The organism is Mycobacterium sp. TH-M11, assembly GCF_057473725.1.
The window spans coordinates 1-13,212 of record NZ_JBYCLD010000213.1; the positions used below are offsets into that span (position 1 = coordinate 1).

The 13,212-nt window shown below is 66.0% G+C and carries 13 protein-coding genes; 5 read left to right on the forward strand and 8 right to left on the reverse strand.

What is annotated here, in order from left to right; all coding sequences use genetic code 11:
- The 3 genes from AC2VOG_RS09225 to AC2VOG_RS09235 form a co-directional block, all read right to left on the reverse strand.
- The coding region (locus AC2VOG_RS09225; RefSeq protein ID WP_486939606.1) for an FAD-binding dehydrogenase at positions 1-896 on the reverse strand (896 nt) is incomplete at its 3' end.
- 27 nt (positions 897-923) lie between these two features.
- Entirely contained in the window at positions 924-1,628 is a 705-nt protein-coding gene (locus AC2VOG_RS09230) for a DUF2334 domain-containing protein (RefSeq protein WP_486939607.1), read from the reverse strand.
- 79 nt (positions 1,629-1,707) lie between these two features.
- Positions 1,708-2,196 carry a glutathione peroxidase gene (locus AC2VOG_RS09235; protein WP_486939608.1) on the reverse strand — a complete coding sequence of 163 codons (489 nt, stop codon included), beginning with the start codon at positions 2,194-2,196 and terminating at the stop codon, positions 1,708-1,710.
- Between the two features lie 76 nt (positions 2,197-2,272).
- On the opposite strand from AC2VOG_RS09235, the gene AC2VOG_RS09240 reads away from it, so the two are divergent.
- Positions 2,273-3,847 carry a DHA2 family efflux MFS transporter permease subunit gene (locus tag AC2VOG_RS09240; protein ID WP_486939609.1) on the forward strand — a complete coding sequence of 525 codons (1,575 nt, stop codon included), beginning with the start codon at positions 2,273-2,275 and terminating at the stop codon, positions 3,845-3,847.
- 113 nt (positions 3,848-3,960) lie between these two features.
- Here AC2VOG_RS09240 and AC2VOG_RS09245 read toward each other — a convergent pair whose 3' ends face one another.
- Entirely contained in the window at positions 3,961-6,057 is a 2,097-nt protein-coding gene (locus AC2VOG_RS09245) for a S9 family peptidase (protein WP_486939610.1), read from the reverse strand.
- Positions 6,054-6,950, reverse strand: a complete 897-nt coding sequence (locus tag AC2VOG_RS09250) for a phosphoribosylaminoimidazolesuccinocarboxamide synthase (protein WP_486939611.1) — start codon at positions 6,948-6,950, stop codon at positions 6,054-6,056. Before AC2VOG_RS09250 ends, AC2VOG_RS09245 begins: the two co-directional genes overlap by 4 nt.
- Positions 6,951-7,014: 64 nt before the next feature.
- On the opposite strand from AC2VOG_RS09250, the gene AC2VOG_RS09255 reads away from it, so the two are divergent.
- Positions 7,015-7,635 carry a hypothetical protein gene (locus AC2VOG_RS09255; protein ID WP_486939612.1) on the forward strand — a complete coding sequence of 207 codons (621 nt, stop codon included), beginning with the start codon at positions 7,015-7,017 and terminating at the stop codon, positions 7,633-7,635.
- Here AC2VOG_RS09255 and AC2VOG_RS09260 read toward each other — a convergent pair.
- Positions 7,632-8,852 (reverse strand): cytochrome P450, encoded by a 1,221-nt coding sequence (locus tag AC2VOG_RS09260; protein WP_486939613.1) that lies wholly within the window; start codon positions 8,850-8,852, stop codon positions 7,632-7,634. The genes AC2VOG_RS09255 and AC2VOG_RS09260 overlap by 4 nt on opposite strands.
- Complete coding sequence (gene purB / locus AC2VOG_RS09265; RefSeq protein ID WP_486939614.1) at positions 8,849-10,267, reverse strand: adenylosuccinate lyase; 1,419 nt, start codon at positions 10,265-10,267, stop codon at positions 8,849-8,851. The genes AC2VOG_RS09260 and purB overlap by 4 nt, the downstream gene beginning before the upstream one ends.
- Before the next feature lie 43 nt (positions 10,268-10,310).
- Between purB and AC2VOG_RS09270 the strand changes: the two genes are divergently transcribed.
- Complete coding sequence (locus AC2VOG_RS09270; protein WP_486939615.1) at positions 10,311-11,075, forward strand: DUF429 domain-containing protein; 765 nt, start codon at positions 10,311-10,313, stop codon at positions 11,073-11,075.
- An 8-nt stretch (positions 11,076-11,083) separates the two neighbouring features.
- Here AC2VOG_RS09270 and AC2VOG_RS09275 read toward each other — a convergent pair whose 3' ends face one another.
- Positions 11,084-11,713 carry a TetR/AcrR family transcriptional regulator gene (locus AC2VOG_RS09275; protein WP_486939618.1) on the reverse strand — a complete coding sequence of 210 codons (630 nt, stop codon included), beginning with the start codon at positions 11,711-11,713 and terminating at the stop codon, positions 11,084-11,086.
- Between the two features lie 183 nt (positions 11,714-11,896).
- On the opposite strand from AC2VOG_RS09275, the gene AC2VOG_RS09280 reads away from it, so the two are divergent.
- On the forward strand, positions 11,897-12,814 hold the full coding sequence (locus AC2VOG_RS09280) for an alpha/beta hydrolase (RefSeq protein WP_486939616.1): 918 nt from the start codon (positions 11,897-11,899) through the stop codon (positions 12,812-12,814).
- A gap of 102 nt (positions 12,815-12,916) precedes the next feature.
- Positions 12,917-13,212 (forward strand): helix-turn-helix domain-containing protein (locus AC2VOG_RS09285; RefSeq protein ID WP_486939617.1); only part of this gene is annotated, 296 nt, incomplete at its 3' end.

Genomic DNA, 13,212 nt, shown 5'->3' on the forward strand with positions numbered 1-13,212 from the left:
CCCGGGATAATCCGGATGCCGTGCATCGGCCAGATCGGGTCGTAGTTGGTGATGCCTTCGGTGTAATGCCACATCCGATCCCGGTTGATCACCCGGGCGCCGGTCTTCTCGGTGATCGCGATCATCCGGCCGTCGACATGGGCGGGCACGCCGGCGAGCATCTTCTCCGGGACACGGCCCATCCGGGCAGGCCAGTTGGCCCGTACCAGGTCGTGATTACCGCCGATACCGCCGCTGGTTACGATCACGGCTTGGGCGCGAAACTCAAACTCGCCGACTACCTTTCGCGATGATGAGACACCACGCGGCTCGGACGACGGTGCAAGCACGCTACCGCGGACGCCCGTCACCGCATCCTCCTCGACGATCAACTCGTCGACCTGATGCCGGTAGGCGAACCGCACCTTGGGATGGTCGATCAGGCGGCGTGCGAAGATCTCGACGATCGCGGGCCCGGTGCCCCAGGTGATGTGGAATCGCGGTACCGAATTGCCATGTCCCTGAGCGCCATAGCCACCGCGCTCCGCCCAGCCCACCAGCGGGAAGATCTTCAGTCCACGCTCGCGAAGCCAGCTTCGCTTCTCGCCCGCCGCGAAGTCGACGTAGGCGTGCGCCCACTGCTTGGGCCAGTAGTCTTCCGGACGGTCGAATGCCGCGGTGCCGAGCCAGTCCTGCAGCGCGAGTTCGTGGCTGTCGTGCACGCCAAGCCGGCGCTGCTCGGGGCTGTCGACGAAGAACAGTCCGCCGAACGACCAGAACGCCTGCCCGCCGAGGTTGGCGCTGTTCTCCTGGTCGACGATCAACACCTGCTTGCCGCGATCGGCCACCTCGCAAGCGGCGACCAGGCCGGCCAGGCCCGCCCCGACGATGACGACATCAGCTTGGGTATCGCTCATGGCGCTACAGAGTAGCGACCCGAAGGGTCAGGCTGCGTCGAGAATGGCCTGATCCGCCCGCCACCGGTATGTCGTGGGGTCGCACCCCTGCAGCAGTGCGATGTCGACGGCGTCCAGCATCGCTTGCAGCGGGCCGGGCTTACGCAAATGGCTGGCGGCAACCGCTACTCGGACCACGCCGTCGCGACGGGCCACGCGCTCGGCTGACAGCACCAGCATCCGGCACCACCACGGCTCGGACAGGAACCCTTCGCCGATACCCAGCACTCGCGCCCGGACGGTCGTCTGCCGGACCAGGTCGGTGATCTCGTGAAGATCGGCGAGCAAGCGGAACCCATTGCGCGGCAATGCACTAACCGTGCCGGGCGAGGCAATCCAGCGCGGGGCCGCGAAGAGCCGGGTGCGCAGGCCCAGGTGTTCGAGCACCCGGTCAGCGGCCATCAGCCGCAAATTGGCCTCATGCGCGGGCAGCGTCGCGAATTCGCCGCGGCGCTTCTTGGTGGCCGCCTCGTCGTATCCGTTGAGCAGGAGGGCGTCACCGCCGGCCCGCCGGGCGGTCAGCCACTCCACGGTCCCCGGGTCTTGATCCAGCTTGTAGCCGCCCTTCAACCTCGGGGCGACGAGCAGCGACACCGGCACGGTGCGGGCGTCCATTTGCTCGCAGAACTCGGCGACGTCGCCCAATGTGCGATCGCGAATCCCCGAAACCGAGACGATCAGCTTTCCAGACACAACTCAAGTTTGCCGATACCAGGTGTCCAGACAGTGACGCACACGCAGACGGGAAACGTCAGTTCCCCGCAGCTATCCGCTAATTCGGCAGCACTGCCTCAACGGCCGCGATCACCTCGGGCGCATCGGGAACCGTTTGCGGGCGGAATCGGTTTACCACCTTCCCGCCCGGCGCGATCAGGAACTTCTCGAAATTCCACTGTACGTCTCCGGCCTCGCCCGCGGCATCAGGTGTCTTGGTCAGTTCGGCGTAGAGCGGGTGCCGTTCCGGCCCGTTGACCTCGGTCTTCGCCAGTAGCGGAAACGTCACACCGTAGGTGGTGGAACAGAAAGTCTGGATCTCCTCGGCGGTGCCGGGCTCTTGGCCCATGAATTGATTGCACGGGACGCCCAGAACGGTGAGCCCGCGCTCGCCGTAGTCGCGCGCCAGCTGCTCGAGCGCAGCATATTGCGGCGTCAAACCGCATTTGGACGCCACGTTGACGACGAGCACGGCACGATCGCCGAAGTCGGCCAGGGATAGGGCTCCGCCATCGAGGCCGGTCAGAGCGATCTCGGTCACAGTCATAGTGGGAGGCTACCTGCATCGCACCCGCGGCAACTTAGATTGATCGGCTAGCTAGTTTGTCGTTAGGCTGGCAGATATGGCTTCGCGCGTGGCACCGCCGACGAACACCGCACCCGACGTCGAGTATCCCGATTCGCTCGACGCCGGGCTGTTGCGGATCGCCGGAGTCGCCGTCCTGGCCTCGGTGATGGCGATTCTGGACGGCACGGTCGTCAGCGTCGCCCAGCGCACGTTCATCGCGGAGTTCGCATCTACCCAGGCCATCGTCGCCTGGACGATCACCGGCTACACGCTGGGGCAGGCCACCGTCATTCCCCTGGCCGGCTGGGCGTCCGATCGATTCGGCACCAAGCGGCTGTTCATCGGTGCGGGACTCTGGTTCACGCTGGCATCGCTGCTGTGTTCGATGGCGTCGAATATCAGTCAGCTCATCGCATTTCGCGTCATCCAGGGCTTGGGGAGCGGGATGCTGGTGCCGCTGACCCTGATCATTCTGACCCGCGAAGCGGGTCCGCGACGTCTCGGTCGATTGATGGCGGTGCTCGGTATTCCGATGCTGCTCGCCCCGATGGGCGGGCCGGTCCTGGGCGGTTGGCTGATCAGCGCCTATGGCTGGGAGTGGATCTTCCGGATCAACCTGCCGGTCGGCGCGATCCTGCTGCTGTCGGCGGCATTGATCTTCCCGAAGGATCGACCGCGACCATCGGAGGCGTTCGACTTCGTCGGGATGCTTTTGTTGTCACCGGGATTGGCATCGCTGCTGTTCGGGATTTCCTCAGTACCAAGGCGGGACAGCTTCACCGACAACCACGTGTGGATACCCGGCCTGGTCGGCATCGCCTTGATCACCGCGTTCGTTGTGCATGCGCTGCACGGCGCCGACCACCCGCTCATCGACCTGGGACTGTTCAAGAACCGCGCGGTGACGTTTGCCAACAGCGCGATGTTCTTGTTCTCGGTCGGATTCTTCGGCGCGGCCCTGGTGGTCCCCAGCTACCTTCAGCAACTGTTTCACGAAACACCGCTGCAGTCCGGCCTGCAATTGATCCCGCAGGGGCTCGGCGCGATGCTGACCATGCCGCTGGCCGGAATGTTGATGGACAAGCGCGGCCCCCGCGATGTGCTGCTGGCCGGGATCACTCTGATTGCGAGCGGACTGAGCGTATTCACCTACGGCGCTTGGCAACAGGCGGATTATCTGCCGATCCTGTTAATTGGTCTGGTGACCACCGGCATCGGCCTGGGCTGCACGCTGACACCGCTGTCCGGAGCTGCGGTCCAGACGTTGGCGCCGCATGAAGTAGCACGCGGCTCGACACTACTCAGCGTGAATCAACACGTCGCCGTCGGTGTCGGCACCGCGTTGATGTCGGTGATCTTGACCAGCCAGTTCAATCGCAGCGAAACCATCCGCACCGCAGAGAGACTCGGCCTTCTGCGTGGCAGATTCACCAAGCACGGCGTGCCAGCGCCCCCGCAGCACGAGGTTCCCGCCGAATTCACCACCCGGCTGATGCACGACCTGACCCACTCCTACACGCTGGTGCTGGCGGTCTCGATCGTCGTTGTCGCGGTGACGCTACTGCCGGTGGCATTCCTACCCAACAAGCCGCCGCCCGCCGGCCGCGCCCAGTCGACGGTGCCCCTGTAGGGGCGACCAGTACCCCGACCGTGCAGCTTATGGATGTCGATCCGCAATTTTCACGGCCACAACCTGCACACTCGACGCCGGATGCCCAACTTTACCGACGCCGAGGACGCATTTTAGGCCTGCGCTCCGCTAGCTGCCAGCAACCAGGCGTACTGGTAGGCGGTCTCTTTCCAGCGTTCGTAACGCCCGCTGATACCACCGTGGCCGGCGGTCATCTGGGTCTTCAACAGCACCGGGTTGCCATTCGCATTGGTATGGCGAAGTGCGGCAACCCATTTGGCCGGCTCCACGTAGAAGACCCGAGTGTCGTGCAGCGACGTCATGGCCAGAATGGCCGGATAGCTCTGCTCAACGACGTTCTCGTAGGGCGAATACGATTTCATGTAGTGGTAGACGTCGCTGTCGCTCAACGGGTTTCCCCATTCGTCCCACTCGGTGACGGTCAACGGCAGCGACGGGTCGAGGATCGTCGTCAGCGGATCGACGAAGGGCACCTGCGCCAGGATGCCCGCGAACAAATCAGGTGCCATGTTGGCCACCGCGCCCATCAACAGGCCCCCGGCGCTGCCGCCCAGCGCGACCAACTGTTGCGGACGGGTCTGCCCGGTGTCGACCAGGTGTTGTCCGACGGCAATGAAATCGGTGAAGGTGTTCTTCTTCTCGAGCAGCTTGCCGTGCTCATACCACAGCCGACCCATCTCGCCGCCACCACGCACGTGCGCGACGGCGAAGACCATCCCGCGGTCGAGCAGCGACAGCCGGGCGATGGAGAACCTGGGGTCCTCGCAGATCTCGTAGGCACCGTATCCGTATACCATTGCCGGAGCAGGGAATTCGATACCGGCCCGGTGCACGATCGAGATCGGGATCTTAGTGCCGTCGACGGCCAGAGCCCACTCGCGACGCTCGACGTAGTCCTCGCGCCGGTAGTCACCAAGCACCGGTTGCTCACGCAGCAGCGTGCGCTCACCGGTGCGGAGGTCGAGGTCGTAGATCCGAACCGGAGTCACGAATGATCCCGCGCCGACCCGCAGCTTGGGGGAATTCCAATTGGGGTTGGCGCCCAGACCAGCCGACATCAACTCGGAGTCGAAGGCGATCTCCTCGGGCTGCCCGTAGCCATCTTTAGTGATGGGCCACAACTGGATTCGCGGCAGCGCCGCACGGCGATAGCTGACCACCAGGTTGCCACCGAACGCATCGACACCGTCGAGCCGCACGTCGTCGCGGTGCTCGATCAGGGTCCGCTGGGCGGCAGGGTCGTTCACCGGCGCGTCGACCAACATGAAGTTCACCGCGTTGTCGTTGTGCAGGATCAGGAATCGATCCTCGCCGCCAACGATCGCATGCTCCACCGAGTACTCGATGCCGTCGCGGCGCGGCAGCACAATGACGAATTCGGCTTCCGGGTCGGCGGCGTCGGCGTAGCGGACCTCCGAGGTGATCGCCGATCCCGCCGCGATCAGCACGTACTTGTCGCTACGCGTGCGACCTACCGCGACCCAATATTTCTCGTCGGCCTCGTGGTAGACCTTCTCGGCCGGCAGGCCGGACGCCAGCCGGTGCCGCCAGACCGTGTCGGGGCGCCACGCCGCATCGACGGTGACGTAGTAGACGGTGCGGTTATCGATACCCCAGGTCGCTCCGGCGCCGATGCCGACGATCTCGTCGGCATACTGCTCTCCGGTGCGGAGATCCCTGAACCGCAACGTATACCGCTCGTCGCCGACCACGTCGACGGAGTAGGCCAGCAGGTTTCCGTCCGGGCTGACGCTGGCCGCTCCCAGTGCGAAGAAGTCGTGCCCCTGGGCCTCGACGTTCTCATCCAGCAGCACCTGCTCACCGGGAATCTCGGTGTGCTCATCGAGCACCGGAGGATTCCAGTCGCTCGGATCAGCTACCGCACAACGGCATTGAACCCCGTACTGCTTGCCTTCGAAGCTGCGGGCGTAATACCACCAGTCGCCGCGCCGAACCGGTACTGACAAGTCGGTCTCTTTGGTGCGGGCTTTGATCTCATCGAAGATCTTCTGCCGCAGCGGCTCCAGCGGGGCGGTCGCGTCGTCGGCGTAGTCGTTCTCTGCCTCTAGGTAGCTGATCACCTCGGCGCTGGACTTGTCCCGCAGCCACTCGTAGGGATCGACGAAAACGTCGCCGTGGAATTCTCGTCGCGAGTCGACCCGCTTCGCGATCGGGGGGGTGACACTCATGCGGCCCGGCCGATCCAGTTGTCGAACCTCAGGCCCGAAATGCGTTCGTAAGCTTCCACGTAACGGGTCCGGGTGACGTCGATAATGCCGTCCGGTAGTGGCGGTGGCGGCTGCGACCCGCCACGGTCCCAGCCCGAATCGGAACTGAGCAGCCAATTGCGGACGAACTGCTTGTCGAAGCTGTTCTGGACCTCACCGACCCGGTATTCGGAGGCCGGCCAGTACCGCGACGAGTCCGGGGTGAAGACCTCATCGGCCAGGATCAGGTCGCCGTTGCCGTCCACGCCGAACTCGAATTTGGTGTCTGCGATGATGATTCCCTTGGTCAGCGCGTGGTCGGCGGCCTGCACGTAGGTCTGCAACGTTCGGTCGCGCAGTTGGTTGGCGCGCACGCCGCCCACCATTTCGATCACCCGAGGGAATGAGATGTTCTCATCGTGTTCTCCCAGTTCGGCTTTCGTGGCCGGGGTGAACAGCGGCGTGGAGAATCGGCTGGCCTCGACAAGGCCGGGCGGCAGCGTGATGCCACAGACCTTGCCGCTCTGCTGGTAGTCCACGAGACCGGAGCCGGTCAGGTATCCGCGCGCCACGCACTCGACGGGAACCATTTCCAGCCGCCGCACCACCAGCGCCCGGCCGAGCACCTCTTCGGGAATACGCGGATCGTCGGGCGGACCGGCCAAGTGGTTGGGGGCGTCGACGAGTCCGAAGAAGAACACGCTCATCGCCGTCAGGATGCGGCCCTTGTCGGGGATCATGCTGTCGAGCACATAGTCAAACGCCGAGATCCGGTCCGTCGCGACGAACAACAGGTGACCATCGTCGATGCGGTACAGCTCGCGGACCTTGCCGCTGGCCAGATGCTGGTAGTCGGACAGAGCGGGACGGACCATCGGGACAGCGTAACTGTCGCCGTATTGCCGACCGACAGACCGACCCTGTGCTGGGATCGCCGGTATGAACTCGCGGTTTGTCCCCTACGCCAACACACCGGGCCGGCTGCTGGCTCAGTTGATCAGCGACACCGTCGTCGTGATCTGGTCGTTCGCGTGGGCGCTCGTCGGCCTGGCCGTGCACAGCGCGGTCTCGACGATCGCCGACGTGGGCCGTCAGGTCCAGGGCGGCGCCGACGGCATCGCCGACAGCCTGACGTCGGCAGGCCATAGCGCCGACCACGTTCCCTTGGTCGGCAAAGCCGTCAGCGACCCGCTGACCGCGGCGGGCAAGGCCGCGCTCGACATCGCCGGCGCCGGGCACAACCTGGACACCACGGCGAGTTGGCTGGCCGTCGTGCTGGCGCTGGCCGTCGCAGCGCCGCCGACGCTCGGGGTGGTGGTGCCGTGGCTGGTGTTGCGCATCCGATTCGTCCGACGCAAGTTGACCGTGGGTGCCCTGGCCACCACACCGGCCGGCGCCCAGTTGCTGGCGTTGCGCGCGTTGGCCAACCGGCCGCTGGCCCGGCTCACCGCGGTCACCCCGGATCCGGTCGGGGCGTGGCGTGCGGGCGACCCGCACGCCATCCACGGGCTGGCCGCCATCGAATTGCGTTCGGCGGGAATGGCCGTCAGAACGCGTTAGCGCAGTTCCACGACCAAGTGCCGGATGCCGGTGTGTCGATTGCTGCGGGTCCACTCGACGTCGCGGACCACCCGGACATCGCCGAAGCGGGTCAGCAGTTCTTCGAACAGCACCCGCAGTTCCAGCCGCGCCAGGTTGGCGCCCAGGCAGTAGTGCACACCTTGTCCGAAACCCAGGTGGGGGTTGGGTTTTCGCCTGATATCGAACACGTTGGCATCGTCGAACACGCTCTCGTCGCGATTGGCCGAACCTTCCCAGATCTGGACCTTCTGCCCGGCCGCGATCGACACGTCGCCGAGCGTCACGTCGCAGGTGGCGGTGCGCCGCTTGGACGGCGACGGCGACGTCCACCGGACCATCTCCTCGACCGCAACCGGCAACCCATTCACATCGTCACGCAGAGAACGCAATTGATCCGGATGCTGGGCCAGGGCCAACAGCCCACCCGCGACCGCGTTTCGGGTGGTCTCGGCGCCGGCACTGAACAACAGGCTGAAGAACAGATACAGCTCGAGGCCGGACATGGCCGGCCCGTCGCCGTCGTCGGCGTTGGCGACCACCGAGAGCATGTCGTCGGTCGGCTGCGCCCGCTTCGACGCGATCAACTCCTGCCCGTAGGCGTACATCCGCGAGCCGGCCTCCTCGGCCGTCAACTGCGACAACGCAGCCTTGCGCGACCCGCCGAAGTCGAACTGCGGCTCGATCGCCTCGAACAGCCAATGCCGTTCCGACTCAGGCACTCCCAGAAGGATGCAGATCATCTGCATCGGCAGCTCGGCGGCGATGTCGACCAGGAAGTCGAACGGCTCGCCGGGCACCACCGCGTCCAGCAGACGACGGGTCCGGGCGCGCAGGTCGTCTTCGACGCGTCCGATCATCCTCGGCGTCAGCCCGGAGCTGACCAGTCGCCGAATCTGGGAATGCCGCGGGTCGTCCATCATGTTGAGCACCTGGCCCGCGATGGACAAATCCTGCAGCAGGGTCCCGCCGAACGGGCGGTCGCCGCCGGTGACCGAGGAGAAAGTCACCGGATCCTTCAGTACCGCAAGTGTTCCCGCGTAGGATGCAACGGACCAGAAGCCCTCTCCGTCGGGGGTGTGTTCGGTCGGGTGGTGCCAGTACACCGGTGCGTCACGGCGATGGATGGCGAAGAGGTCGTGGGGAAAACCGCTGGCGAAGTTGTCCAGATCGGTGAAGTCGACCTCCGCGAGGGTCACAGGATGGCACCCGGTGTGTACTTCGCCGCATCGGGGTAACGGGCCACCAGCGCATCGACCTCCGCGATCACCGCGTCGACCTGGTCGCCGGCCGCCCCGATGAACGACTGGAGGTCGGTCAGTGCGGCGTCGATCACGCTGCGGTCCAGTGGCAGTCGCGGATCGCCAGCCAACCGGCCGGGCAGATCGGGATCGTCGCCCTGCTCACGCATGGCCAGCGCGGCGGCGACGGCGTGTTCCTTGATCACCTCGTGCGCTGTCTCCCGGCCCACCCCGGCGCGCACGGCGGCCATCAACACTTTGGTGGTGGCCAGGAAGGGCAGGTAGCGGTCCAGCTCACGCTGGATCACCGCGGGGTAGGCGCCGAATTCGTCGAGCACGGTCAGCATCGTCTCGATCTGCCCGTCGATAGCAAAGAAGCTGTCCGGCAACGTTACTCGGCGCACGACTGAGCAGAAGACGTCGCCTTCGTTCCATTGCGCCCCGGCCAGTTCGGCGGCCATCGAGCCGTATCCCCGCAGGATCACCTGTAGCCCGTTCACGCGCTCGCAGCTGCGGGTGTTCATCTTGTGCGGCATCGCCGACGAGCCGACCTGCCCCTGGGCAAAGCCCTCGGTGACCAGGTCGTGGCCGGCCATCAGCCGGATGGTGTGCGCCAGCGACGACGGCCCGGCTCCCAGCTGCACTAGCGCCGACACCACGTCATGGTCCAGCGACCGTGGATACACCTGTCCGACGCTGGTCAAAACCGTTGTGAATCCTAGAAATTCGGCGATGCGGCCCTCGAGCTGCGCCAGCTTGGCCGCGTCGCCGCCGAGCAGGTCGAGCATGTCCTGCGCGGTGCCCATCGGGCCTTTGATGCCGCGCAGCGGATAACGGTCGATCAGCTCGCGCAGCCGCGTCAACGCGACCAAAGTCTCCTGCGCGGCCGAGGCGAATCGCTTGCCCAGCGTGGTGGCCTGCGCGGCGACATTATGGCTGCGGCCGGCCATTACCAGGTCGCGGTAGGTCGCGGCGCGTTCGGCCATCCGGGCCACCACCGCCACGCCGTGCGCGAACACCAACTCCAATGAGCGACGAATCTGCAGCTGCTCGACGTTCTCGGTGAGGTCGCGACTGGTCATGCCCTTGTGTATGTGCTCGTGGCCGGCCAGCGCGTTGAACTCCTCGATACGGGCCTTCACGTCGTGGCGTGTCACCCGCTCGCGAGCGGCGATCGAGGCCAAATCGACGTCGTCGAGCACCCGTTCGTAGTCGGCGACCGCAGTGTCGGGAACGTCGACCCCGAGTTCGGCCTGGGCGCGCACGACCGCCAACCAGAGCCGTCGCTCGGCGACGATCTTGGCCTCCGGCGACCAGATCGCCAGCATCTCGGCGCTGGCGTAGCGGTTGGCCAGCACATTCGGGATCGTCACAAACACACAGCTTAACGGCGCGACGATCGGGCACAGTGACCTCATGCACTTTATCGGGCTCGATCTCGCCTGGGGTGAAAGGAACAACACCGGCGTCGCAGTCGTCGACGCCCAAGGACGGCTGCTGCAGGTCAGCGCCGCGCACGACGATGCCAGCATCGCGACGGCGATCGAGCCCTACGTCAGCGACGCCTGTCTGGTCGCCATCGACGCGCCGCTGGTGGTCCACAATCCGTCCGGGTCACGGCCGTGCGAGGCGGCCCTCAACCGCGACTTCCGCCGTTTCGAGGCGGGCGCGCATCCGGCCAACACCACGAACCCGGCGCTCACCCATCCGCGTGCCGCGCGCATCGCGACCGCGCTGACGCTCGACATGAATCCGGCGTCCACTTCGCCGCGGCGGGCCATCGAGGTCTACCCGCATCCGGCGACCATCGCACTGTTCGGTCTGGCGAAGACCCTGAAATACAAGAGGGGGTCGTTCGCAACGCGTCAGCGCGAGCTGCTGCGTTTGATGACCCTGATCGAGGGTCTCGACACGGCCACCCCCGGGCTGCGGGTGAACCACCACTTGTCGTGGGTGGAACTGCGCAAACGCGTCGAAGCCGCGACCCGGCCGGCGCAACTCGACCGCGACGAGGATCCCGTCGACGCCGTGCTGTGCGCCTACGTCGGGCTGTACTGGTACCGGCGGCCCGCCGACGTGACCATCTACGGCGACTACGCGAGCGGCTACATCGTGACGCCGACCTTGCCCGAGCGCGCTGCGCCAACGGCTCAACGGCCCGCGGGTCGCGTGAAAGGATAGTGGGACAATCAGATATGCACAGGTCGACGGTCGAATGGCGCCACCGAATCGATGACATCAATCACAGTTGATCGCGCCGCGGCCCGCGGGTCCTGACGGTCATCGACCAATGCCGAGACCACCGCGCCGTCGACGGTGCAGATCAACGCCGACACGACTTCCGGGCGCGCCGAGCGTCCCGACCGTTCGATCACTTCGGCGACCGCATCGACCCGCTGACGCATGTTGCGGCGCTGAATTTCGCGCAGGCTGGGCAGGCGGGCACACGCGATGTGCCGTTCGTAGCGGGATATCAGTTGCTCGGTCAGTTGTGGCTCGGATCGGCCTCCGACAAGCAAGTCGACCAGCAAATCGGCGGTCTTGTCGGCGTTGCGGCGGCGACGGGACAGCGGCGCCACCTGCGCCCGCAACTGTGCCACCTCCAGCATCCCGATATGGGCTACCGCGCTGGCGATCAGGTCGTCGAGGCTGGAGAAGTAGTACGTGGTTGATGCCAGCGGCAGTCCCGCGCGCCGGGCCACGGCGCGGTGCCGCACCGCCTCGAAGCCACCCTCGCGCAGCAATTCGGCGGCCGCGTTGACCAGCGCGTACCGCCGGCGCTCACCCTTGGGCGTGACGGCTCCTTTGGGGGCTGCCACAGCCTTCGGCGCGGCCGGGACGACCTGGGGGGCGGCGACGGCTGCCCGGGGAACGAGGTCCCCGTCTGGAGCCACTGCTGCTGTCACCTAGGTCATGGTGCCAGCCAAAATGGCGCCGCATCGGGCTTTCCAAAGAAACCATCGTCGGTCGTTCGGCGGACCGCGGTCACCCATGGGCGCTTTATGATGGCGCGCATGCCGGAGATGAGCCGCCGCGCCGTGCTGCGGCTGGGCGCGGGAGCAGCGACCGGGGCACTCGGCGCCTACTCGCTCGATCGGCTGCTGCCCGCCCGAGCGGCGCTGGCCTCACCCGTGACGATGGCCGGTACCGGGATTCCACTTGCGCCCCGCCCGCCGCTGGCGCCGCGCCCGCCACTCGATACTCCGGCGGCCCCTACGATGGTGACCGGCTCGTTTGTGTCAGCCGCGCGCGGGGGCGTCGCCACCAACTGGTCGATCGCCCGACCGCCAGGGCAGACCAAACCGCTCCGACCGGTGATCGCACTGCACGGAAAGGGCAGTAACGCGGCCACGGTGATGGCGGGCGGCGTCGAGCAGGGCCTGGCGCAGGCGGTGGGCGCCGGTCTGCCACCCTTTGCTGTCGTCGCTGTCGACGGTGGCGGAAGTTATTGGCACAAAAGAGCTTCCGGCGAAGACAGCGGCGCAATGGTGTTGGACGAACTCATCCCGATGCTGGGCGGGCAGGGACTGGACACATCGCGAGTCGGCTTCCTGGGGTGGTCGATGGGCGGCTACGGCGCACTGCTGCTCGGTGGCCGGCTCGGCCCGGGCCGGACCGCTGCCATCTGTGCGGTGAGCCCGGCGCTATGGATGTCCCCGGGCGCGGCCGCACCGGGCGCCTTCGACGGGCCCGGCGACTTTGCGGCCAACTCGGTCTTCGGCATGCCGGCGCTGGCCTCCATTCCGGTCAGAGTGGACTGCGGAGACAGCGATCCGTTTTACGGCGCGACCAAACAATTCGTCGCGCAACTGCCCAATCCGCCGGCCGGCGGCTTCTCCCCCGGCGGCCACGACGCGTCGTTCTGGAGCTCGCAACTGCCCGCGGAACTGACCTGGATGGCACCGCTGCTCACCGCCTGACGGCTCCCACCAGCCCAACCGCGCGCGATACCAGAAGCGTTACCATATTTGTTACGATAATGCGCCATAGCTGATGGCCGTAGTACCTGGAGGTGACCCGAATTGGCGAGGCAGGCCGCCGCGGACAAGCGACAACGGCGTGAACGCGGATCAATCAGCGTCGATGAAATCGTCAACGGCGCGTTCGACGTCGCCGGCGAAGTATCTGTCGACGGACTGAGCATGCCTCTGCTGGCCAAGCATCTCGGCGTCGGGGTCACGAGCATCTACTGGTACTTCCGAAAGAAGGACGATCTGCTCGACGCGATGACCGACCGCGCGCTGGGGCAGTACGACTTCGCTACACCATTCGTCGGGGGCCAAGACTGGCGAACCTCGTTGCACGATCACGCCCATAA